22 protein-coding genes are annotated in these 23,233 nt (G+C 66.9%); 9 read left to right on the top strand and 13 right to left on the bottom strand.

Annotation, left to right across the window (positions count from 1 at the left end; all coding sequences use genetic code 11):
* The first annotated feature begins 69 nt into the window (after positions 1-69).
* The 7 genes from BMW72_RS09510 (at position 70) to BMW72_RS09480 (ending at position 7,347) form a co-directional block, all read left to right on the top strand.
* A complete protein-coding gene (locus BMW72_RS09510; RefSeq protein ID WP_092109917.1) occupies positions 70-1,524 on the top strand; it encodes a fumarylacetoacetate hydrolase family protein in 1,455 nt (484 codons plus the stop codon).
* Positions 1,512-2,225 carry a GntR family transcriptional regulator gene (locus BMW72_RS09505; protein ID WP_092109915.1) on the top strand — a complete coding sequence of 238 codons (714 nt, stop codon included), beginning with the start codon at positions 1,512-1,514 and terminating at the stop codon, positions 2,223-2,225. Before BMW72_RS09510 ends, BMW72_RS09505 begins: the two co-directional genes overlap by 13 nt.
* A gap of 2 nt (positions 2,226-2,227) precedes the next feature.
* Entirely contained in the window at positions 2,228-3,742 is a 1,515-nt protein-coding gene (hpaE, locus tag BMW72_RS09500) for a 5-carboxymethyl-2-hydroxymuconate semialdehyde dehydrogenase (protein WP_092109913.1), read from the top strand.
* Between the two features lie 154 nt (positions 3,743-3,896).
* Positions 3,897-4,970, top strand: a complete 1,074-nt coding sequence (gene hpaD / locus BMW72_RS09495) for a 3,4-dihydroxyphenylacetate 2,3-dioxygenase (RefSeq protein ID WP_092109911.1) — start codon at positions 3,897-3,899, stop codon at positions 4,968-4,970.
* Positions 4,971-4,982: 12 nt separating this feature from the next.
* Entirely contained in the window at positions 4,983-5,768 is a 786-nt protein-coding gene (gene hpaH / locus BMW72_RS09490) for a 2-oxo-hept-4-ene-1,7-dioate hydratase (RefSeq protein WP_092109909.1), read from the top strand.
* Entirely contained in the window at positions 5,753-6,574 is an 822-nt protein-coding gene (locus tag BMW72_RS09485; RefSeq protein ID WP_092109907.1) for an HpcH/HpaI aldolase family protein, read from the top strand. The genes hpaH and BMW72_RS09485 overlap by 16 nt, the downstream gene beginning before the upstream one ends.
* Positions 6,575-6,606: 32 nt before the next feature.
* Positions 6,607-7,347 (top strand): IclR family transcriptional regulator, encoded by a 741-nt coding sequence (locus tag BMW72_RS09480; protein WP_241983800.1) that lies wholly within the window; start codon positions 6,607-6,609, stop codon positions 7,345-7,347.
* Here BMW72_RS09480 and BMW72_RS09475 read toward each other — a convergent pair whose 3' ends face one another.
* Positions 7,348-8,625, bottom strand: a complete 1,278-nt coding sequence (locus BMW72_RS09475; RefSeq protein ID WP_092109905.1) for a hypothetical protein — start codon at positions 8,623-8,625, stop codon at positions 7,348-7,350. It abuts the gene before it with no gap.
* 234 nt (positions 8,626-8,859) lie between these two features.
* On the opposite strand from BMW72_RS09475, the gene BMW72_RS09470 reads away from it, so the two are divergent.
* Complete coding sequence (locus BMW72_RS09470) at positions 8,860-10,206, top strand: MFS transporter (RefSeq protein WP_092109903.1); 1,347 nt, start codon at positions 8,860-8,862, stop codon at positions 10,204-10,206.
* Between the two features lie 327 nt (positions 10,207-10,533).
* Here the strand turns inward: BMW72_RS09470 and BMW72_RS09465 are convergent, their stop codons facing one another.
* From BMW72_RS09465 to BMW72_RS09445, 5 genes are all read right to left on the bottom strand, one after another.
* A complete protein-coding gene (locus BMW72_RS09465; RefSeq protein WP_092109901.1) occupies positions 10,534-11,976 on the bottom strand; it encodes an aldehyde dehydrogenase family protein in 1,443 nt (480 codons plus the stop codon).
* Positions 11,977-12,103: 127 nt separating this feature from the next.
* Positions 12,104-12,799 (bottom strand): alpha/beta fold hydrolase, encoded by a 696-nt coding sequence (locus BMW72_RS09460; protein WP_198416312.1) that lies wholly within the window; start codon positions 12,797-12,799, stop codon positions 12,104-12,106.
* 32 nt (positions 12,800-12,831) lie between these two features.
* The gene (locus tag BMW72_RS09455; protein ID WP_092109897.1) at positions 12,832-13,422 is read right to left on the bottom strand and encodes an isochorismatase family protein; all 591 of its coding nucleotides are present in this window, start codon (positions 13,420-13,422) and stop codon (positions 12,832-12,834) included.
* Between the two features lie 34 nt (positions 13,423-13,456).
* Complete coding sequence (locus BMW72_RS09450; protein ID WP_092109895.1) at positions 13,457-14,950, bottom strand: D-alanyl-D-alanine carboxypeptidase/D-alanyl-D-alanine-endopeptidase; 1,494 nt, start codon at positions 14,948-14,950, stop codon at positions 13,457-13,459.
* A 33-nt stretch (positions 14,951-14,983) separates the two neighbouring features.
* Positions 14,984-15,970, bottom strand: a complete 987-nt coding sequence (locus tag BMW72_RS09445) for a Gfo/Idh/MocA family protein (protein WP_092109893.1) — start codon at positions 15,968-15,970, stop codon at positions 14,984-14,986.
* 94 nt (positions 15,971-16,064) lie between these two features.
* On the opposite strand from BMW72_RS09445, the gene BMW72_RS09440 reads away from it, so the two are divergent.
* Positions 16,065-16,334 (top strand): hypothetical protein, encoded by a 270-nt coding sequence (locus BMW72_RS09440; protein ID WP_092109891.1) that lies wholly within the window; start codon positions 16,065-16,067, stop codon positions 16,332-16,334.
* A 3-nt stretch (positions 16,335-16,337) separates the two neighbouring features.
* Here BMW72_RS09440 and BMW72_RS09435 read toward each other — a convergent pair whose 3' ends face one another.
* The 7 genes from BMW72_RS09435 to arsD all read right to left on the bottom strand — a co-directional run bounded on the left by BMW72_RS09435 (position 16,338) and on the right by arsD (position 23,195).
* Positions 16,338-17,132 carry a siderophore-interacting protein gene (locus BMW72_RS09435; RefSeq protein WP_092109890.1) on the bottom strand — a complete coding sequence of 265 codons (795 nt, stop codon included), beginning with the start codon at positions 17,130-17,132 and terminating at the stop codon, positions 16,338-16,340.
* Between the two features lie 9 nt (positions 17,133-17,141).
* Positions 17,142-17,900, bottom strand: a complete 759-nt coding sequence (locus tag BMW72_RS09430) for an iron ABC transporter ATP-binding protein (protein WP_092109888.1) — start codon at positions 17,898-17,900, stop codon at positions 17,142-17,144.
* Entirely contained in the window at positions 17,897-18,871 is a 975-nt protein-coding gene (locus BMW72_RS09425) for an iron chelate uptake ABC transporter family permease subunit (protein ID WP_241983799.1), read from the bottom strand. The genes BMW72_RS09430 and BMW72_RS09425 overlap by 4 nt, the downstream gene beginning before the upstream one ends.
* Positions 18,861-19,877, bottom strand: coding sequence for an ABC transporter permease (locus BMW72_RS09420; protein ID WP_241983798.1), 1,017 nt, complete (start codon positions 19,875-19,877; stop codon positions 18,861-18,863). The genes BMW72_RS09425 and BMW72_RS09420 overlap by 11 nt, the downstream gene beginning before the upstream one ends.
* Before the next feature lie 8 nt (positions 19,878-19,885).
* On the bottom strand, positions 19,886-20,845 hold the full coding sequence (locus BMW72_RS09415) for a siderophore ABC transporter substrate-binding protein (RefSeq protein WP_198416311.1): 960 nt from the start codon (positions 20,843-20,845) through the stop codon (positions 19,886-19,888).
* Between the two features lie 204 nt (positions 20,846-21,049).
* The gene (gene arsA / locus BMW72_RS09410) at positions 21,050-22,807 is read right to left on the bottom strand and encodes an arsenical pump-driving ATPase (RefSeq protein WP_092109884.1); all 1,758 of its coding nucleotides are present in this window, start codon (positions 22,805-22,807) and stop codon (positions 21,050-21,052) included.
* A 4-nt stretch (positions 22,808-22,811) separates the two neighbouring features.
* Positions 22,812-23,195: an arsenite efflux transporter metallochaperone ArsD gene (gene arsD / locus BMW72_RS09405; protein WP_092109882.1), complete on the bottom strand. Its 384-nt coding sequence runs from the start codon at positions 23,193-23,195 to the stop codon at positions 22,812-22,814.
* Positions 23,196-23,233 lie beyond the last annotated feature (38 nt).

The following is a 23,233-nucleotide window of genomic DNA, read 5'->3' as shown; positions in this document are numbered from 1 at the left end:
GAGGGTTGCATCCTCCGCGAGATCGTATATGATTTCAAATACACACGCAGCGCCGCGAGAGGACATCACATGCAGCACCCCACACCGTTCACCGGCACCCCCGGCAAGGTGATCGCCCTGCACCTGAATTACCCCTCCCGCATCGCTCAGCGCGGCCGCACGCCGGAACAGCCGTCCTACTTCCTCAAGCCCGGCACCTCGGTGAGCGCGTCGGGTACCCCGATCGAACGCCCGGCCGGCACTGAACTGCTCGCCTTCGAAGGCGAGATCGCCCTCATCATCGGCCGCAGCATCCGTCGGGTAACGCCGGAGGACGCCTGGGCAGCCGTCTCGGGCGTCACCGCCGCGAACGACTTCGGCGTCTACGACCTGCGCTACGCCGATAAGGGCTCGAACCTCAAGTCCAAGGGCGGCGACGGTTTCACCCCGCTCGGCCCGGCCGTGATCAACGCCGCCGACATTCAAGCGGATGCCCTGCGCGTGCGCACCTGGGTCAATGGCGAGCTCGTGCAGGAAGACACCACGGCTGACCTGGCCTTCCCGTTCGGCCGTCTGGTCGCCGATCTCTCGCAACTCATGACGCTCGAACCGGGCGACGTGATTCTCACCGGAACTCCCGCCGGGTCCTCCGTCGTGCAGCCGGGCGACGTCGTCGAAGTCGAAGTGGACGCCCCCACCGCGCCCGGCGCGCCGAGCACGGGCCGCCTGGTCACGCCGGTCGTCGCGGGCACGGTCGCCATGGCCGGCTACGGCGCCGCACCCAGGATCGACGACCTGCAGCGGGCCGAGGCCTGGGGGTCCGCTGAGGCGGCCGGGCTGCCGGCATCGACCGGCATCCTGACCGACGAACTCAAGGCGAAAATCAACTCGGTCGGGACGGCAACGCTCAGCTCCCAGCTGCGTAAGCGCGGCCTCAACAACGTCTCGATCGACGGACTCCGATCCACTCGTCCAGGCATGCGAATGGTCGGCCTCGCCCGTACCCTGCGCTTCATTCCCAACCGCGAAGACCTCTTCATCTCCCACGGCGGCGGCTACAACGCTCAAAAACGCGCCTTCGACTCCCTCCGCCCCGATGACGTGCTCGTGATCGAGGCCCGCGGCGAGACCGGCACCGGCACGGTCGGTGACATCCTCGCCCTGCGCGCCCAGGTCAACGGCGCCGCCGGTCTGGTGACGGACGGCGGGGTGCGCGATGTGGCCGCCGTCACCGCCCTGGCGATGCCCACCTACTTCGCCAATGCGCATCCGGCCGTTCTCGGCCGAAAGCACGTGCCGTGGGATACCGACCTCACCATCGCCTGCGGCGGCGCGGCGGTGCAGCCCGGCGACGTGATCGTCGGGGATGCGGACGGCGTCCTCGTGATTCCGCCGGGATTGATCGAAGAGGTCGTCGCCGAGGCCATCGAACAGGAACACGAGGAGACCTTCATCGCCGAGATGGTTGCTGCGGGCGAGGGCGTCGACGGGCTGTACCCAATGAACGCGAGCTGGAAGGAACGGTACCGGGAATGGCTGAAGTAACCGGCCAGGCCACCGGCCTCAGCAAGTCGCAGCTCTCCTACCAATGGATCAAGGCGCGCATCTCCGACAGCACGTTCACCCCGGGCTACCGTCTGGTGCTCGGTGCGATCGGCAAAGAGTTGGGCGTGAGCGCGGTCCCGGTCCGCGAGGCCATCCGCCGCCTCGAGGCGGAGGGTCTGGTCACCTTCGAACGCAACGTCGGTGCCCAGGTCGCCATGATCGAAGAGACCGAATACCTCTACACGATGCAGACCCTGAGCGTCGTCGAGGGCGTCGCGACCGCCCTGTCGGCCCCCTTCATCACCGGCGCCGACATTGCCCGGGCCCGCACGGTCAACCAGGAGATGATCGCCTTCCTCGAAGACCTCAACCCGCACCGGTTCACCGAACTCAACCTCGAATTTCACTCCATCCTGTTCGAGAACTGTCCAAACCCGCACATTCTCGACCTGGTGCACCGCGGCTGGAACCGCATGCAGGTGCTGCGCGATTCCTCGTTCAGCTTCGTGCCCGGCCGTGCCCGCGAGTCCGTGGCGGAGCACGAGAACCTGCTGCAGCTGATCGAGGCGGAGTCGCCCGCCCTCACGCTCGAGCTGGCCGCGCGCGCCCACCGCACCGGCACAATGGATGCCCTCCTCGCGTACCAGAAGTCGCATCACCCCCACCAGACCCCCGAATCGTCCCCGAGAAAGAGATCCTGACCATGACACAGACGTCTGTCCAGACCACGCACTACGTTCCCGCTGACCTACCCACCAGCATCCGTCATTTCATCGGCGGAGAATTCGTCGACAGCGTCGGCGGGGAAACCTTCGACGTGCTCGACCCGGTGTCAAACCAGACCTACGCCACCGCGGCCGCCGGCCAGCAAGCCGACATCGACCTGGCTGTCGCCGCCGCGAAGGAAGCCTTCGACAACGGTCCCTGGCCGCGCATGCTGCCGCGAGCTCGCGCCCGGGTGCTGCACCGCATCGCTGACGCCGTCGAGGCGCAGGATGCCCGACTCGCCGAGCTCGAGACTTTCGACACCGGGCTGCCGATCACGCAGGCGCTCGGCCAGGCGCAACGGGCCGCCGAGAACTTTCGTTTCTTCGCCGACCTGATCGTGGCGCAGGCCGACGACACCTACAAGGTGCCGGGCCGGCAGATCAACTACGTCAACCGCAAGCCGGTCGGCGTCGCCGGGCTGATCACCCCGTGGAACACCCCGTTCATGCTCGAAAGCTGGAAGCTCGCCCCGGCGCTCGCCTCCGGCTGCACCGTCGTGCTGAAACCCGCCGAATTCACGCCCCTGTCGGCGAGCCTGTGGGCGCAGATCTTTCGCACCGCCGGGGTTCCCGACGGCGTGTTCAACCTGGTCAACGGCATCGGCGAGGAGGCCGGCGACGCGCTGGTCAAACACCCCGACGTGCCGCTCATCTCCTTCACCGGCGAAACCACGACCGGCCAGACCATCTACCGCAACTGCGCCGCGAACCTCAAGGGCATGTCGATGGAACTCGGCGGCAAATCCCCCGCCGTGGTCTTCGCCGACGCCGACCTCGACGCCGCCATCGATTCAACTCTGTTCGGCGTGTTCTCCCTCAACGGCGAGCGCTGCACGGCGTCGAGCCGCATCCTGGTGGAGCGCTCCATCTACGATGATTTCTGCGCCCGCTATGCGGCCCGCGCCCAGAGCATTGTCGTCGGCGACCCGCACGACCCGAAGACCGAGGTCGGCGCGCTCGTACACCCCGAGCATTACGCCAAGGTCATGAGCTACGTCGAGATCGGAAAATCCGAGGGCCGTCTGCTCGCCGGCGGCGGCCGCCCGGCCGGCCTGCCAGAGGGCAACTACGTCTCCCCCACGGTCTTCGCCGATGTCGCCCCGACCGCCCGCATCTTTCAGGAGGAGATCTTCGGCCCGGTCGTGGCCATCACCCCCTTCGAAACGGATGCCGAAGCGCTCGCCCTGGCCAACGGTGTGAAGTACGGGCTCGCCGCCTACATCTGGACCACCGACCTCACCCGCGCGCACAACTTCGCCCAGTCGGTCGATGCCGGCATGGTCTGGTTGAACTCGCACAACGTGCGGGACCTTCGCACCCCGTTCGGCGGCGTCAAGGCCTCCGGCCTCGGCCACGAGGGCGGCTACCGGTCGATCGACTTCTACACCGACTCGCAGGCCGTGCACATCACGCTCGCGCCCGTGCACACGCCTCGCTTCGGCGGCCGGTAACCCGCCCCTGTGGACGGGGCCCGGGCCCCGTCCACAGGCCCAGTTTAGAAACTGGGCCCACGTTCACACCGTGGGTCCGGCATCCGTTTCACCCAGCAGAACCCCTGCACCTACCTTGCACCTACCCCGCGTCACCCTCAACGAGGAGAACCCCATGACCCATCCGATTCCCACCCCCACCGCGACCCCGCCCGACATTCTCCGCTGCGCCTACATGGACATCGTCGTGACCGACCTGGCCCGCTCGCGCGAATTTTACGTCGACATTCTCGGCCTCGTTGTCACCGAGGAGAGCGACACCGAGATCTACCTGCGCAGCTTCGAAGAGTTCATCCATCACAATCTGGTGCTGCGTCAGGGGCCCATCGCCGCCGTCGCCGCGATGGCCTTTCGGGTGCGCAGCCCCGAAGACGTCGACCTCGCCGAGGCGTACTACCGGGAGCTCGGCTGCCGCACCGATCGCCGCACCGAGGGCTTCGTGAAGGGCATCGGCGACAGCGTGCGCGTCGAGGATCCGCTCGGCTTTCCCTACGAGTTCTTCTATTCGACCATCCACGTGGAACGTCTCGCCTGGCGTTACGACCTGCAGGGGCCGGGCGCGCTCGTGCGTCTCGACCACTTCAACCAGGTCACCCCCGACGTCGGCCGGGGCCGCAAGTACCTCGAAGACCTCGGCTTTCGCGTCACCGAAGACATCAAAGACGAAGACGGCGTCACCTACGCCGCCTGGATGCGCCGCAAGGACACCGTGCACGATACCGCCCTCACCGGCGGCAACGGGCCGCGCATGCACCACATCGCCTTCTCGACCCACGAGAAGCACAACATCATCTACATTTGTGACAAGCTCGGCGCGCTGCGCAAGAGCGACCTGATCGAGCGCGGACCCGGCCGCCACGGCGTCTCGAACGCGTTCTACCTGTACCTGCGCGACCCCGACGGCCACCGCGTCGAGATCTACACGCAGGACTACTACACCGGCGACCCCGACAACCCCGTCGTCACCTGGGACGTGCACGACAACCAGCGCCGCGACTGGTGGGGCAACCCCGTCGTGCCCAGCTGGTACACGGATGCCTCGCTCGTGCTCGACCTCGACGGCAACCCGCAGCCGGTCATCGAACGCACCGAGCCCCGCGAAATGGCCGTCACCGTCGGCGCCGACGGCTTCTCGTACACCCGCAAGGATGACGAGCTGGCCGGCTTCAAACTCGGCACCACCCTCTAGAAAGCAGCGCGCATGCTTGAGCAGTCAGTCATCGAAGAGATCGCCGACGAACTCGTCGCGGCCGGTCGCACCCGGTCGACGGTTCCGCTGTTGACCACCCGATACCCCGGAATGACCGTCGACGACGCCTATGCCGTGCAGAGCCTGTGGAAGGAGCGCGGCATCGCGGCCGGCCGCCGGCTCGTCGGCCGCAAAATCGGCCTGACCTCCAAGGTGATGCAGGTCGCCACCGGCATCACCGAACCCGACTACGGGGTGATCTTCGCCGACGAGGTCTACGAGAATGGTGCGAGCATCCGTTTCGACAGCTTCTCGAACGTGCGCATCGAGGTCGAACTCGCGTTTGTGCTCGGCAAGCCGTTGTCCGGCCCGAACTGCACCCTGTTCGACGTTCTCGACGCGACGGACTATGTGGTTCCGGCGCTGGAGATTCTCAGCTCGCGCATCGAGATGACCGGCCGCACCATCGTCGACACCATCTCCGACAACGCGGCGATGGGCGGCATGCTGCTCGGCGGCAGGCCGGTGAAGGTCGGCGACGTGGACCTGCGCTGGGTGTCGGCGTTGCTTTACCGCAACCAGACCATCGAGGAGTCCGGGGTGGCCGCGGCCGTGCTCAACCACCCCGCTGCCGGCGTGTTCTGGCTGGCGAACAAACTCGCCCAGCACGGCACCAGCCTCGAGGCCGGGGAGATCATCCTGGCCGGTTCGTTCACCCGCCCGATGTGGGTGGAACAGGGCGACACCGTGCACGCCGACTATGGACCCCTGGGAGCCATCACATGCCGATTCGAGTAGCAGCAGAGCCGACCTTCCGCGACCTTCTCGCGGACAGCGAACGTGCGCAGATCGGCATGTGGGTGTGTTCCGGCAGCGCGTTGGTGGCGGAAATCTGCGCCGGCAGCGGTCTCGACTGGCTCCTGATCGACACCGAACACAGCCCCAACGGCCTCGAGTCGACGCTCAGCCAGCTGCAGGCCGTGCACGGCTACCCGATCGTGCCGCTGGTGCGGGCACCGATCGGAGACCGGATCATCGTGAAGCAGCTGCTCGACCTCGGCGCGCAGAATCTGCTCATTCCCATGGTCGACACCGCCGAGCAGGCCCGCGACATGGTGGCGGCGGTGCGCTACCCGCCGCTCGGCGTTCGTGGCGTCGGCAGCGCCCTGGCCCGGGCGTCCCGGTGGAACCGCATCGACGACTATCTGGCCAGCGCCAACGAGACGATCTCACTGTTCGTGCAGATCGAGACAACGGATGCCGTCGCCAACATCACCGAGATCGCCAGCGTCGACGGCGTAGACGGCCTGTTCATCGGTCCGTCCGACCTGGCCGCGTCGATGGGTTTGCTCGGCCAGCAGGACCACCCCGACGTCGTCGCGTCGGTTGAGCAGTGCATCCGCACCGTCACGGCGCTCGGCAAACCGGTCGGCGTCAATGCTTTCGCTCCGGCGACCGCGAAGCGGTACCTGGCGGCGGGTGCCCGTTTCGTGCTCGTCGGTGCCGACGTGGCCATCCTCGCCCGGGCGTCGGAGACGCTCGCCGCGACCTTCATCAGGCCCACTGGGCTGGCCGGGCCCGACCTTTCGCGGCCGAGTTACTAAAGCAACGGTCAGCCGAATGCGAGAATAGGACGGTGTCGATCCCAGAATTCGCCGAGACCCCCGGCAGCCAGCAGTCGGCACCCGCCGCGCACTCGCAAACCCTGTCGCGTGGCATCCGCGTGCTAGAGATTCTCGCTGACCGCACCGAACCGATGAGCATCGTCGAACTCGCCGCCGCCCTCGACGTGCACCGTTCGATCGCCTATCGCATCTTGCGCACCCTCGAAGATCATGGCCTCGTCGTTCGTGACCCGGCCGGGCTGGTGCGGCTCGGCGCGCGACTGGCCGCCCTGGCCCGCGGGGTGTCCCGCGATCTGCAGGCCGCTGCACGGCCCGTTCTCACCCGCATCGCCAACGAGCTCGGCATGACCGCGTTCGTCGCGGTGCTCGACCAGGGCGAGATCTTCACTCTCGTGAGTATCGAGCCGCGGCAGGCCCACGCGACGGTCGCGCAGCAGCCCGGCACGCGGCATCCGCTGCACATGGGCGCGCCGGGAATCGCCATCCATTCCGGCCTGAGCGCCACGCAATGGGCCGCGCTCGGCCACCCGGCAACTCGCCGCAGTGAGGCCGGGGAGGTCGCTGCCCTCGGCTACGCCTCGAGTCACAACGAGGTCATTGACGGCCTGTCGTCGATCGCCGTTCCGCTACTGGTGCCCGGTGAACCACCCGCCTCCCTCGCCGTCGTCTATATCTCGAGTCTGCACTCCCCCACCGACATCGGTGCCGTTCTCACCTCTTCCGCACGAACGATCGTCGCCGAGCTCGGCTAGTCACCTGGCCACGCAGAGGCTCTGCATTCCCACCCGCACCGTCGATCCCACGTGGCGGGCGCGCAGTTGGGACACGAGGCTCGGCTCGTCGGCGTAGGCGAGGAACTCGCTGTTGTAGGTCTGGCTGGGGTAACCGTCGGCCGCCCAGCCAGCGGTGATGCGCAGAAACGCGGCCGCCGCGGCGTCGTAATTCACGTCCCAGTCGTCGACAGCGGCGCTGGAGAAGGTGAGCTCCATACCGTAGCCGATCCCGGTATTCAGGCAGTCGAACGCGTACGGCGCAGCGGCTACGGCGAGGTCGAGCGCCGGGCCGGGGACCGCCCCCTGCCGTTCCGGTTCCGCGAACGCCGGCCCGAAGCGAGCGCTCGTCTGGGCGACGAACGCCGCAAATTGCGCCTCGAGCTCGGTCGCCGTCAGCGCCGTCGAGGGCGCGTCGGGAAGTACGACCGGCGGCAACTCGGGTGGCAGCATCAATTGCACGTCACCCGCTGACGGGGGCGCGGTTATTTGCGCGCTGCCGGTCGTTGCCGGCACGAACCGTTCACCGACGGTAATGACCTTCGCGATTGCCCCGAGACCCAGCGAGAGCGTCAGAGCGAGCAGCATCGTCCCGGCGACCAGTCCGGCGACCGCAACGGATGCCCGATCAGCTCGCCCGGACCGCGCGCGAGCCCGCAGCACCCAGCCGGCCAGTCCCGCCGCGACGGCGAGCAGTGGAATGGCGCCGGCCACGACGAGCTGCGCGGCATAGATCGGAATTTGGGTGTACGGGTCGGGTGCGCCCGACCCGGCCTGGCCGACGCCGAAGCCCAGATACAGCATCCAAGCCGGCGAGAGCACAGACGCTACCGCAAGCAACCCGCACAGCCGCCGCAGTCGACGAACCAAGAGCGATGGCACGGTCCCGGCCACATAGACGAAATTCACACCGAGTGCCACTGGCGCCAGCGTCGGCACCGCCCGCACTCCGGCCACGACACCGACTACCATGGCGGCAACGCCGAGCACGAGCACGACGGAGAAGCCGACAGTCACGCCCGCAGGGGTTGCGCTCGCCCACTCATTCGTCCCGGTGGAACAGAGCATCCGCGGCGGAAAGAAGTCGTAGCGCACGAGGTCGCCGGAGCTGTGAACCCGGGCGCAGGTCTCGCCAACGTCCCAGGCGCTGAGCACGAAGATGGCGGTCACGACCGGCCAGAGCAAAATCCCAACCACACCGATACTCAACGTTGCGAGCGCTGTGCGGCCGTGCACCGAGGGCACTTTCGAGGAGGACATCCCCTCCAAACTAGCGCCATCGCTTCGGATGCACTCGCCAGCACCCCCATGCAGGGCGCAATTCCACACTCTGAAACACCGAAAAATAACAATCCCACACAATACTGACCAATAGGTAGGTAATCGTCGATTTTGCTGCCATACTGCCCGAGTGCCGGTTTTTCCCGCATGATCCACACACACTTTGCAACAGCACCCGACCCAGCACCGCAGTGAAATACGAGGGAGTATTCCATGGCCTTTACGACCGAGCGCACACCGGCGACCAGCGCTAAACGCAACGAAGAACGGCGGGTGCTCGCCGGCACCATGGTCGGTACCACGATCGAGTGGTACGACTTCTTCATCTATGCCCAGGCCGCTGGACTCGTGCTGGCCGGCCTGTTCTTCGCCCCGCTGGCCGGGGAGAACGAACCGCTCGCCCAGCTCATCGCTTGGGCCTCGCTCGGCATCAGCTTTCTGTTCCGCCCGCTCGGTGCCATTGTGGCCGGGCACCTCGGCGACCGGATCGGCCGCAAGGCCATGCTGGTTTTCACCCTCGTCATGATGGGCGCGGCCACCGCGCTCATCGGTCTGCTGCCGACCTTCGACCAGATCGGCGTCTGGGCGCCCATCCTGCTGATCGTGCTGCGCATCCTGCAGGGCTTCTCGGCCGGCGGTGAATGGGGCGGCGCCGCCCTCATGTCGGTCGAACACGCACCCATCAACAAGCGCGGCTTCTTCGGCGCCTACCCACAGATCGGCGTACCGGTCGGACTGATCCTCGCCACCGGCGTGATGATTTTGGTCACCACGTCGATGAGTGAAGAGGCCTTCCTCAACTGGGGCTGGCGCATCCCGTTCCTCGTCTCCGTGCTGCTCATCGTCGTCGGCTGGGTCATCCGCCGCGCGGTCGCCGAGAGCCCGGTCTTCAAGGAGATGCAAACCCGCAAGAAGGAATCTGCCGCCCCGCTCAAGCAGCTGTTCAAAAACCACTCGCGTCAGGTCATCCTCACCGCCCTCATCTTCATCGCCAACAACGCGGCCGGCTACATGCTCATCGCGTTCTTCAACTCCTACGCCACCAAGCCCGCTGACGCCGGCGGACTCGGCATGGAGCGCACCCCGGTGCTCATCGCGAGCACCGTCGCGGCCGTGTTCTGGCTCGCCTCGACCATGCTCGGCGGCATCCTGTCCGACAAGATCGGCCGGGTGCGCACCTTCCAGCTCGGCTACGCGTTCCTGTTCATCTGGGCCATCCCAATGTTCCTGCTCATCGACACCGGCGACATCGTCTGGTTCGCGCTCTCGCTGATTGTCCTGGCCAGTGGACTCGGCTTCTCCTACGGTCCACAGGCGGCGCTGTACGCCGAGATGTTCCCGGCCCAGGTGCGCTACTCAGGCGTGTCGATCGGCTATGCGCTCGGCGCGATCCTCGGTGGCGCCTTCGCCCCGCTGATCGCCCAGCTGCTGCTCGATGAGACCGGCCAGACCTTCTCCATCGGCATCTACCTCATGGTGCTCGCGGCGATCTCCTTCGTCGCGGTCACCCTCGTGAAAGAGACCCGCGGAATTCCGCTGGGCGTCAGCACCCACGAGTAGTTTCCTGCACTGCCACACCGTGCCGCCCGGATTCCGATCCGGGCGGCACGGTTTTGTCCGTCGTCGTTTCTGGACGGGGCGCGGGCCCCGTCCCCGGGCCCAGTATAGAAACTGGGCCCGTGTTCATAAGGTGGGCCGCGACTTGCCGGTGCGGCCGGTCGTGGGGCTAATTCGGGCCGGGTGCACCGCGCCGGCAGATGTGCCGCGTGTTCGTGCGGGCCAGGTGCACGCATCCGTTCATTTCTCCTGAATTAGCCACCGCCCGGCCCGGCAACGGGCGCAGCAAAGAGCCCCCGTCGACGACGAGGGCCCTTCTGAAGCGGATGCTTAGCCGTTGATGACCTGCGGCACACCGAGTGCTTTGAGGCCCTCGACGCCGAACTCGAGCCCATAGCCTGACTGCTTGGCCCCGCCGAACGGAATCATCGGGTGCACCGCGCCGTGCGCGTTGATCCACACCGTTCCGGTCTCCAGACGTGCGGCCACAGCTCGGGCGGCGACGAGGTCGCTCGACCAGACCGATCCGCCGAGACCGACGTCAACACTGTTGGCGCGGGCGATGACATCGTCGAGGTCGGTGTAGCGCAGGATCGGAAGCACCGGACCGAACTGTTCCTCCCGCACCAGCGGGTTGTCATCGTCGATGTCGGCGATGAGGGTGGTCGGGTAGAAGAAGCCGGGCGCCTCCAGATCGGGGTTGCCGCCGATGAGCACGCGCGCTCCGGAGTCCTTCGCGGACTGCACCAGACCGGCAACGATGTCGAACTGCGCCTGGTTCTGCAACGGGCCGAGCACGTTGCTTTCATCCATTCCGACACCCATCGGCATCCTGGCCGCTACCGCTGTCAGCTCTTCGCAGACGGCGTCGTAGATGTCATCGTGCACGTAGAGGCGTTTGAGCGCGGCACAGGTCTGGCCGGTGTTGATGAACGCACCCCAGAACAGTCCCTCGGCGATGGCCGCCGGGTCGGCGTCGGGCAGCACGATACCGGCGTCATTGCCCCCCAGCTCGAGCGTCAGACGCTTGACCGTGTCGGCCGAGCTCTTGATGATGGCCTTACCGGTCGCGGTCGAGCCGGTGAACATGACCTTTCCGATGCCGGGATGCACGGCGAGGCCGGCACCGATCGCGCGGCCGCCGGAGACGACCGTCACGAGCCCCTCCGGCAGTACCTGGTTGACCACAGCAACCAGGGCGAGCACGCTCAGCGGCGTGTACTCGGAGGGTTTGACCACGACAGCGTTGCCCATTCGCAGGGCTGGGGCGATCTGCCACATGGAGATCATCATCGGCCAATTCCAGGGGCCGATCGCTCCCACGACGCCGATCGGGCGGTAGCTGATCGCGGCGTGGGTGGTGCCGTCGTCGATGAGCACCTCGGATTCCAGCGGGGTCGCCGCCGCAGTGCGCAGCCAGGCGGATGCGCCGCCCACCTCGAAGCGCGCGTTGGGTCCGTTGAGCGGTTTGCCCTGTTCGCGGGAGAGCAGCTGGGCAAGGGCTTCAGCCGCGGCGTCGATCGCGTCGGCGGCCCGCACCATGACGGCGCTGCGCGCGTCGTGACCGAGCGCCGCCCAGGCCGGCTGGGCCAGGGTTGCTGCGGCGATGGCGGCTTCGAGGTCATCGACGGTGTGCACTGGGGCCAGGCCAACGACCGCGCCCGTCGCCGGATCAAGAATCTCGCGCGTGTCGCCGGCTGAGGGGGTGATGGCGGCGAGCAGCCCGTCGTAGGTGTCGAGTTTCGGGGTTACCAGGGTGTCGTTCGATGTCATGAGTCCTCCACGTTGAGTGCGGCGCCTTGAATCACGCCGTGGCTCCACCGTAGGCGGGGGCATTCCAAACGACTTGCACGAGAGCGCTGCCCATCCACCATCCCGCGCACAGCAGCAGGCTCGAGCCTCAGGCCAGAAATTGCAGGGAGGCCTGTTGGAAATCGTGCGAAGTCAGCGCGTTGAGATGGGTTCGGCCAGGAAGCTCCAGGTACTGTGCGCCGCGCTTCGCCGCGAGGGCGGTCACCCCGACCGGAATCGGGTCGGCCCCGCCGGCGACGAACAGCTGCGGGATGCCCGCAGGCACGTCGAGCGTGCAGCCCGCGACCCCGCGCACGCACGCCAGCAGCGCCTCCCGGTCGGCTCCGGCCGTGATCGCCGGGCCGAGCACCGCAGCGATGGTTGGGTCGGCGGGCCGGTCGCCGGAGACCACATACCGAGCCACGGCGCCCTGATCCCAGGTCTCGAACAGTTCGAGCGGGCCGGCCCCGCCGAGCACCAGACGGCGCACGCGTTCCGGCGCCAGTCGGGCCAGGGCGGCGACCACCCGTGAGCCCATGGAGTAGCCGATCACGTCGACCCGGTCGAGTTCGAGGGTGTCGAGCACGGCTACCAGGTCGGCGGCGAGCTGCCTCGGTGCGTAGTCGGCGGTGCGGTGCGGCTTGTCGCTACGGCCGTGACCGCGCAGGTCGGGCGTGATAGCGCCGCGCCCGGCTTCCTCGAGCACTCGCACCCAGCCCGAACTCCGCCAGGTGGCCTCGGCGGTCGATGCGAAACCGTGCACGAGCAGAACCGGCAGCTCCCCCGGTGTGGCATCGAAGGCCACACGTACACCATCGAGCCGTCGGGCGAACTGAGTCACTCGACGACGTCGCTCGCGGCGAACACCGCGCCGGCATGCGCCATCTCGGCGAGGGCGGTCGCGGTGGATTCCGCGGCGACCCCGGCCACCAGATCCGTCAAAACACGCACGTGCTGGCCGTGTTCGAGGGCGTCGAGGGTGGAGGCTCGCACGCAGTAGTCGGTCGCGAGGCCGACCACGTCGATCTCGGTCACCCCGTGTTCGCTCAGCAGCGCTCCCACGGTCTCCCCAGCCTCAGTCGTACCTTCAAAGATCGAGTAGGCGGGCTTGCCCTGGCCCTTGCGAATGTGAAACGTCACGGCATCCGTTGTGAGGGCGGGGTGGTATTCGGCGCCCGCGGTGCCGGCCACGCAGTGCACCGGCCAGGTCGTGACAAAGTCGGGGGCCGCGTCGCGGGCGAAGTGGCCGCCGTTATCGTTGCCGATATCGTGCCAGTCGCGAGAGGCGAAGACATATGTGTAGGCGAGCGGATGCTCCGCGAGAAGTTTGCTCACGCCGGCAGCTACTGCCCCGCCGCCGTCGACACCGAGGGCCCCGCCCTCGGTGAAGTCGTTCTGAACGTCAATGATGAACAGGGCGCGGGTCACGATGTCTCCTTGTGAGCAGTCAGTTGATACGCGGTCAGTTGTTAGAGAGATTATCGCCGCATTGGAAGAAACCGGTGGCCAGGGTGTCGATGGCGATTTTGGCATTCGAGCTCACGTTACCAATTGCCGCGTTACTGATGGCATAGATGGCGAAGGTGAGCGGGGTGCCGTCGGCAGCACGGATGACGCCGGCAAGGGTGTAGCCGGTGTCGATCCAGCCGGTCTTGGCGAAAACGGCGCCGGCAGCGGCGGAATTGGCCCCGGCGAAACGGTCGCTGTAGGAGAGGGAGCCACGCGGTCCCCCGGCGATCGGCAGGCCGTCGAACAGAACGCCGAGGTTGCCCTCACGGGCATTGACCTTGACGAACAGAGCGGTCAGGTAGGCCGGCGACACGGCATTGTGCGGGCTGAGGCCCGAACCGTCTTTGATGATCATGCCGGTGGTATCGATGCCGTAGGCGGCGAGGCCGTTGACGATGCCCGCCTGCAGAGCGGAAAAGCTGCTACCGGCACCGTTTTCAATGGCCAGGAGGCGGGCGAGCATCTCGGCGATGGTGTTGTCGCTCACAATGAGGGACTGCTGAACCAGGGTCGACACCGGCGCCGACTGCACGGCGCCGAGCTGCGCTGACCCGGCCGGAGCGGTGGCCTGGCTGATCGTGAGCCCGCCGCCGAGGGCGTCGGCGAAGGCCTGGCCGGCCCGTGCAATCGGGTCTTCGCTACGGGCGGAGGTGCTGCGGGTGGGGTCGTCACGGTCGCCGTCGACCATCAGGGCGGTGATCTCGGGCATGTAGCCGAGGCCGAGTTCGGTGCGGGCCCAGCCCTCGTCCCAGTCGGGCCCGGAGAAGTACGAGGAGTCGAGCACGAGGGAGGTGATCGGCGGGTTGGCCGGATCGGCGGCCCAGGCGACCATGGTTTGGGTGGCGAGGTCGTCGAGGTGCGCGGCACCGGTGTAGAACGGTTCCTGGCCGGTGGGCAACCGGGACAGAGTGAGGTCTCCGCCGCCGACCAGCACGACCTGGCCGGGTTCGGCGCCCTTCACGACCCGGGTCGTAGCCCGATAGTCGCTGCCGAGCACGTTGAGTGCGGCAGCCGAGGTGAGCACCTTCATAACGCTCGCCGTGCGCGACGACGTCGTGCCGCCGCGGTCGAACAGCACCTCACCGGTGTTGGCGTTGACCACCTGGGCCTGAAAATCGGCGAGGCGAGTGTCGGCGGCGAGCCCGGCGACGGAGCAGGTGCGCAGCCGGCTGGCTGTCGTCGCCTGGGCTGGCACCGGACGGGCCGGGTCGACCGTGGGCGTGGGGCTTGGTGTCGGGGTGGGCGTGGCCACAGCGGATGCCGCCGCCGGAGCAGTCTCGCCGGTCTGGGTTCCGGCGAATACGGCCCCACTGCCCAGCAGCACGAAAACCAGGGCGCCAACGGCAATCAGCCAGGCCCGGCGGTGACGGCTGAAGACGGCTGCGATGCCGCCGCGCGCGGCAACGTCAGCCGTGCCGGCTTCGGGTGTCTGCACTGGTTCTTCCACCTCCGTATGGTAACCGACGCACCGTACAGCGGGCTATTCGCCCGGGTAGCGCAGACCGATCTGAGCCCGCACCGCATCGAGCGTGCGCAGGACGGCGACCGATTCCTCGGCCGGCATAATGTCACTTGAGATCTTTCCGGCGCGGATCAGCGTCTCGGCTTCGAGCGCTTCGAAGTGCATGCCCCGGCCGGTGAACTCGGCCGGCTCGAACGTTTCGAGCACGGCGCCGAGATTATCGAGCACCCGAAAACCGGTTGGCGCGTACCAGACACCGTCGATGTCGATGCGCCCGCGGGTGCCGATGATCGACGCCGTCGTCGGGCCGAGGGTGTCACTGGCCGAGAACGTCGTGGCGATCTGGCCGCCGACGTACCGAAAAATCGTCGCGACCTGGGCATCCGCTCCGGTGGTTTTGAACGAGGCGCTGGCCAGAATCGTATCGGGCGCGCCAAAGACGGCGTGCGCGAAACTCACCGGATAAACACCCAGGTCGAGCAGGGCTCCGCCCCCGAGGGCGAGCGCATTCAGGCGGTGTTCGGGGTCGTCGGGAAGATCTTGCGTGTGGTCGGCGAGCAGGCTGCGCACGTCGCCGAGCGTGCCGCCGACGAGAATCTCGCGAATCCGCGCCATGTGCGGCAGAAATCGGGTCCACATCGCCTCCATCACGAGCACGTTGCGACGGGCGGCGAGGTCCACGATCTGCCGGGCCTGCCCGGCGTTGAGCGCAAACGGCTTCTCGATCAGCACGTGCTTGCCCGCGTTCAGCGCGAGGGCAGCATGCTCGGAGTGAAAGGGGTGAGGCGTCGACACGTAGACAACGTCAACCTCGGGATCGTTCACGAGAGCCGCATAGCTCGCATGCGCGGTGGGGATACTGAATTCGGCAGCGAAGGCATCCGCTGACGACTGGCTGCGCGACCCGACGGCCTGCACAGTGTGGCCGTTCTGCACCAGATCGTTCGCGAACATGTGCGCGATACCGCCGGTGGCCAGGATTCCCCAGCGAATGAGAGCCGTCATGCCTGCAGTTTATCCACGGGCACCGACACGCGGCGGTGAGCGAAAAAATCGGCGGCCGAAACGACGGCTCCTATATATAGGTCACACTAGAGCAATGATCACCCTGCAGCAGGATGCCGATGGCTTCATCCGCATGAACCGGCACTTTCCCGACAACTCACTCATCAGCATCCGCTTCACCGACGGGGCTGCGGAGCAATTCACCGGCGCCCAGCTCAACGCCGTCTTCGACGATGCGTTGGCGGAGTTTCGCGGCCTGAACCGTCTCGAGGGCGCGAAAGGTTTCTCCCGCGCGCCGGCCAAAACAGTGCACCCGACGAAGAACATCACCTTCGTCAAGGTGCACCCCAAAATGGCCGCCTAACAACTAGTCCGGATCGGTGGGGTCAAGCGGCGCGTGATGGTCGAGGTTGTCGACGCCGAGCTTCCAGTACCCGCTGACCTGCGCCTGGTCGCGTCCGAGCCCCAGATGCTGCCGCAGGTGGCGGCGCAACGGAATGAGCGAGCCCGCCTCCCCCGCCGCCCAGACCAGGGTGCCATCGTCGATGACCAGGTCGTTCAGTAGTTCGATCAGTGCATCGGCATGCGAATTCGCATCGACGGCCTGAATCTGCGTGCCGGGCCGTTCCCCCTCAGCGAGATACTCAGCGAGCGCCGGGTCGTTCCCGACAATGAGCACGGTGACCGCCACCTTTGCCGGCAGGGCTTCCAGCCAGCGCGCCGTGGCGGGCAGAGCTGTGGCATCAGCAATAAGCACGGCCGAGCGGATGCCCTCCGGCAGCAGCTTGGACCGGCGCGGCCCGCCGATCTGCAGCCCATCACCGACCCGGGCCCGGGAGGCCCAGCCGGTGGCGGGGGCATCCGTTCCGTGCAGGGCGAAATCCAGGTCAAGCGCGGCTGGCACGCCTGCTCGGCCGGCTCGGAAGGCGCGCGGGGTGAAATCGCGAGCCGCGGTGTCCTCCCCGACCGCAAAGAACACCTTGATGTGGTCGTCTGGCCCGTCGGCGGTGAACCCGTCAAGGTCGGTGCCGGTCAGGGTCACCCGGCGCAGGGTCGGTGACAGGTCGCGAACGGCGTGCACGGTGAGGGAACGCCGCACCAGAGGGTGTCGAACGAGGAGCCGCACGGGAAAATCGGTGAGAAACATGTCAGCCTTACTCATAGGGTGTGATCAGGAGTAATACACGCCGATGCGGTGCCCGTCGATGACGTGCACCGCCACATCGATGCCGAAGATCTCGCGCAACGGCCCCGGTTCGATGACGTCGGCCGGTGGCCCCTGATGCAGCACCCGGCCGTCCTTCATCGCCACGATGTGGTCCGAATAGGTCGACGCGAAGTTGATGTCGTGCACGACCATGACGATGGTCTTGCCGAGTTCGTCGGCGGCGCGCCGCAGAATGCGCATCATCTCGACGGCGTGGCTCATGTCGAGGTTGTTGAGCGGTTCGTCGAGCAGCACGTAGTCGGTGTTCTGGCAGAGCACCATCGCCACGAAGGCACGCTGGCGTTGCCCGCCGGAGAGCTCGTCGAGGTACCGGTCGGTGAGCGCGTCGAGGTCGAGGTAGTCGATCGCCTGCTCGATCTGGGCCCGGTCGAGCGTCGTGAGGCGCCCCCGCGAGTGCGGATACCGCCCGAACGCCACCAGATCACGCACGGTCAGTCGGGCCGCGAGGTGGTTCTCCTGCCGCAGAATGGCGAGGCGACGGGCGAGTTCGTCGCTCTTCGTCGCCGCCACATCGTGTCCGTCTACGGTGATCGTGCCGCGCTCGGCCGTGAGCAAACGCGACACCATCGAGATAAGCGTGGACTTGCCGGCACCGTTCGCGCCGATGATCGAGGTGATACCGCCGGCCGGAATCCGCAGGTCGACGTCATCGACCACCACCACGCTGCCGTAGGTCTTGGTCACACCGACGATGTCGATCATCGCCGAGTTCCCCGGGTCACGAGCAGAATGAACACGATGCCTCCGATGAATTCGATGATGACGCTCAGCACGGTGGCCAAGCCGAACACGTGCTCGAGCACGGTCTGACCGCCGACCAGCGCGATGACGGCGAGCGCCACGGCCACGGGCAGGTTGGCCGCGTGTCGGTGGGTACCCGTAATTTGGTAGGTGAGGCTCGCAACGAGCAGGCCGAAGAAGGTGATCGGCCCCACCAGGGCGGTCGACACCGAGACCAGTACCGAGACAACGATGAGAAGACGCAGCACGAGGTGGCGGTGGTCGGCGCCGAGCATCGTTGAGAGGTCCCGGCCGAGGGTGAGCACGTCAAGGTCGTGCCGCATCCGCCAGAGCACCACGCTCGTGACGACGAGAATTATCGCTGAAATCAGCAGCAGGTCGGGTTCGACGGCGTTGAAACTGGCGAACAGCCGGTCTTGCAGCACGGTGAATTCGTTCGGGTCGATCAGTCGCTGCAGAAAAGCGCTGATGCTGCGAAAAAACACACCCAGCACAATGCCGACGAGCACCAACAAGTGGATGCTGCGGCGCGCGCCCCCAAACAGCCACCGAAACAGCAGGGTCGACAGCACCACCATGACGACGATCTCCCCGAGGAACTGCGCCACCGGGGGGATCCTGCCGAGCGCGGAGGACCCGATTTCGAACACCAGCACGGTCTGGATCAGCACGAACAGGGCGTCGAAACCGAGGATCGACGGCGTGAGGATACGGTTCTCGGTGATGGTCTGAAAGATCACCGTCGAGACGGCGATCGCAAAGCCAACCAGAACCAGCGCGGCCAGGCGGCGCCCGCGAAACGGCAGCACGAAGCTCCAGCTGCCCTCCGCTCCGACGACGACGAAGGCGACGATGGTCAGCAGCAGCAGCGGGGCGAGGATCCCGGCGACCCGGCGCATCCGCTTATCTGGCCGTCGAACCTCAACCGACACGGGCACTCTTTCGCAGGAGCAGCACCAGGAACAGGCCGGCACCGACGACGCCGACGACGACCCCGATCGGTATTTCGTAAGGAAAGCGGATGATCCGCCCCGCGATATCGCAGACCAGCACGAACGCCGCGCCCACCACCGCCACCCACGGCAACGATTTGCGCAGGTTGTCGCCCATGGCGAGGCTCACGATATTCGGCACGATCAGCCCAAGAAAGGGCAGCGCACCGACGACGACCACCACGACGGCGGTCACGATCGACACCAGGAACAGCCCGATTGCCACCGTGCGGCGGTAGTTGAGGCCCAGGTTGGTGGTGAATTGTTCGCCGAGGCCGGCCACGGTGAAGCGGTCGCCCGCCACATAGATCGCCGTGGTGAGCGCGGCGACGATCCAGAGCAGTTCATACCGGCCGGCGATGACGCCGGAGAAGTCCCCGGTCATCCACGCCGACAGGGTTTGCAGCAGGTCGTGGTCGAACGCCACGTAGGTAGAGATCGAGGCGATGATGCCCGAGAGCATCAGCCCCACGAGCGGCACGATCACGATCGAGCGCAGCGGGAGCGAACGCAGAATGCGCACGAAGACGAGGGTCGAGACCAGAGCGAACATCGCGGCCACGAGCATCTTGCCGATCAGCGGCAGGCCAGGGGCGAGAATCGTCACGGTCAGCAGCCCGAGGCCGGCCGCTTCGGTCGTACCGATCGTCGATGGTTCAACGAAGCGGTTGCGCACGAGCATCTGCATCACCAGTCCGCAGATGGCCATCGCGGCGCCCGCGAGCACGATCGAGATGGTGCGCGGCAGCCGACTGAGCAGAAAGATCTGCCGGGTCTGGCTGTCGGCACCCACTTGCAGCAGGCTGAGCGGCGTGACGTCGCTGACGCCGACGAACAGGCTCAGTACGGCGAGCAGCAGAACACCGGTGACCGCGAGCGGCAGGGCAGCGCGGCGGCGCGGTTGCGTTGTCAACGCCGCCGGCCGGCCAGGCGGCGCGGCGGTCACCGAGCGAGTCATGCTGTGAGGGCCGCGGCAACCTCGTCGGTCATGGCCTGCAGGTTGACCAGTCCGCCGTTGACGATGTACCAGGAGACTGGGTTGAGGTAGACGATGTGGTCGTTCTGGGCGGCGGCGGTCTGTGCGACGAGCTCGTTGTCCAGCACTTCTGCGGCGTTGCCGGTTCCCGATGCGGTGGCCGAGTCACGGTCGACGACGAACATCCACTCGGGGTCGGTCTCCAGCAGAAATTCGAAGGAGATCGCTTCGCCATGGGTGGCCGCTTCGACGTCGGCGACGGCGGGAACGATGCCGAGGGTGTCGTGCAGGTAGCCAAAGCGCGAGCCGGCCCCGAAGGCGGTCATCTCTCCGGCGTTCGTCATGACGATGAGGGCGTCGCCGGCGTCGGCGGCGAGCTCAGTGACCTCGGTGATCGACTCGTTGAGGGTGTCGACCAGCGTCGCGACCTCGGTCTGCTTCTCGAAGATCTCACCCAGGCTTTCGGTTCCGGCGATGACCGAAGCGGTGAAGTCCACCGCCTCGTTGCTCAGGTCGATGGTCGGGGCGATTTTGCTCAGTTCCGGGTAGACGGCGGCGGAGCGGCCAGCGACGATGATGAGGTCGGGCGCGGCGGCATTGACGGCCTCGTAGTCGGGCTCGAACAAAGTGCCGATGTTGAGGTAGTCGTCGCTGGCGAATTTGGCGAGCTCTCCGGGAAGGTTCGCTTTCGGCAGGCCCAGAACGTCGACGTCGAGGGCGTCGAGCGTCGTCAGGGAGGCGATGTCGAAGGTGAGCACGCGGGTGGGATTGACCGGAACGACGGTGTCGCCCTGGGCGTGGGTCACGGTGATTTCGGTCGCGGCCTCCTCGGTCGCGGTCGGCGTCGGCGTCGGCGTGGCGGCGCAACCAGCAAGAAGAGCGGTGAGCGCTGCGATGGCCGCGTAGGCGGTGGCTGTTCGTGGTGCGGGGAAGGGCACGGTGCTCGATTCGAGAAAGGGAAGGGTTGACTAACTTAGGATAGCCATACCTAACCACGTAAAGCGAATGCGGCATTACAAACGGTGGGTGCCCCGAACGCTGCTCAGGCGACCATCGGCGGCTCGCGCGGCCGGCCCGCGGCGAGCAGCCAGTGGCATCCGCTCGAGCGTGCACAGTGCAGCGCCGCAAGCGGATGCCGGCGCTCAGACCGGTTGCGGGGTCCGAGCGGTCAGCGCGGCGAGCTTGTCGACGCCGATCGGCTCCTCGGCGAGCAGCGGCACGATGGCGACCCGGTCGGCGCGGGCGAAGACCGCGTCGATCTGGGTGGCTTCGCTGGCGGCGCGCGCCTGCAGAAACGGGGTCTCGGGGTGCGCGGCAGCGATGGAATTGTTGACGACCCAGCCCCAGGGCTGGATGCCGGCACGCTGGAGATCGTGCTGCAGGCCCTCGGCCTCGAGCACGGGCGTCGTCTCAGCGAGGGTCACCAGCAAGACCTTGGTCAGCGCCGGATCCTGCAGCCGCATCAACGGGGTCACGAACGCCATGCTCTCCCCCATCTGGCGGGAGATCTCGCGGTGATACGACCCGGTGGCATCCAGCAGCAGCAGGGTGTGGCCGGTCGGGGCGGTGTCCACGACGACGAATTCGTGACGGGACTCGTGCACGGCCTTCGAAAACTGCCGGAACACCGCGACCTCGTCGGTGCACGGCGAGAGCAGGTCTTCAGTCAGGGCGGCCCGGCCATCGTCGTCGAGGTTTTTCCCCTTGGTGGCCATGACGTGGTCGCGATACTCGCGAATCGCCTGCTCCGGGTCGATGCGCGACACGCGAAGCCCCGCCACGCTGCCGTGCAGGGTCTCGACCAGGTGGGCGGCCGGGTCCGTCGTGGTCAGGTGCACGGCGTGGCCGCGCTGGGCCAGGGCAACGGCGAGCGCCGCCGCGATCGTGGTCTTGCCCACGCCGCCCTTGCCCATGCAGAGGATCAGGCCGTGCCCGGCCGGTTCCAGCTCGTCGACGAAACGGCCAAGCGGAGCCTCCGGCACGACGACCGGCAGCTGCGGTTTCGAGGCGCTCTCGCCCTCGGCCTGAAACAGGGTGCGCAGCGCGTCAACACCCATCATGTTGCCGGCCTTGAGCTCAAGAACATCGCGTGGCAGGGCGGCGAGCGACGTGGGAATGCCCTCCAGTGCCGCCAACTCGCGGTGGCGCACCGCCGCCGCGATCGATTCCGTTCCCGCGGCGAGGGGCAGCACGCCGTTGATCACGACGAAGCCGCCGCGAATGCCGATCTGCGCCAGCTCGCCGAAGGTTCGATCAATCTCGCTCAGAGCGGATGCCTGCGCCCGCGCGACCAGCACCAGTCGCGTGCGTTCGGGGTCGGCGAGGGCGGCGACCGCGGCGGCGTAGACCGTTTTGTGCTTGTCCAGCCCCGACAACGGGCCGAGGCACGACGGATCGCCCTTGCCCGCATCGAGGAATTCGGTCCAGGATCCGGGCAGCTGCAGCAGGCGGATGGTGTGGCCGGTCGGGGCGGTGTCAAAGACGATGTGGTCGTAGGTCGCCAGCAGACTGTCATCGGTGAGCAGGTTGGTGAACTCGTCGAAAGAGGCGACCTCGGTCGTGCACGATCCCGACAATCCTTCGGCGATGCTCGCGAGCTCGCGCTCCGGGAGCAGTCCGCGAACCGGCGCGATGATGCGTTCGCGGTAGGCATCCGCGGCCTGTTCGGGGTCGATTTCCAGGGCACTGAGGCCGGAGATCGCGGCGATCGGAGTGACCGTGTTGCCGATCGTGAGGCCGAACACCTGCCCGATATTCGAGGCCGGGTCGGTGCTCACGAGCAGCACACGCCGGCCCCGATCGGCGAGATCGATGGCCGTGGCACAGGCCACGGAGGTCTTTCCCACGCCACCCTTGCCGGTGAAGAACAGAAAGCGGGGCGGGTCTTCCAGGAACTTCATGGTGCTAGCAGCAGCCGGTGGCGCCGCCGCAGCATCCGCTCTCGGATTTCTCGGTCAGGCCGAGCTCCACTCGGGCGGCTGGCGCAGCGAGGCCGGCAAAGGCGAGCAACTGAGCCTTGGAGGGGTAGCTTCCGGTCGCCACGGTGACGCCGTCGACAACGGTGAGCGGCAGCCCGGTGGAACCGACGACGTGCATGAACGCGCGAACGGTCTCATCCGTGGTGAAGGCGAGCGGGTCGGTGGCCAAATTGTGGCGCTGGATATCTGCGCCCTGCTCCTGCAGGCTGCGCACGCTCGCGGTCACCTCGACCAGGGACTGGTCGACGTCAACGCCACAGACCCCGGTGTCGCAGCACAGGGCCGGTTCGTAGATTCGGATGGCAACCATGTCGATCTCCCTCGTTGTTTTTCACGCACTCGCTATAT

It is taken from the genome of Cryobacterium luteum (assembly GCF_900110125.1).
GTDB classification, from domain to species: Bacteria; Actinomycetota; Actinomycetes; order Actinomycetales; family Microbacteriaceae; genus Cryobacterium; species Cryobacterium luteum.
The sequence above is the reverse complement of the archived record's forward strand: the minus strand, read 5'-3'. Positions and strand labels throughout refer to the sequence as shown.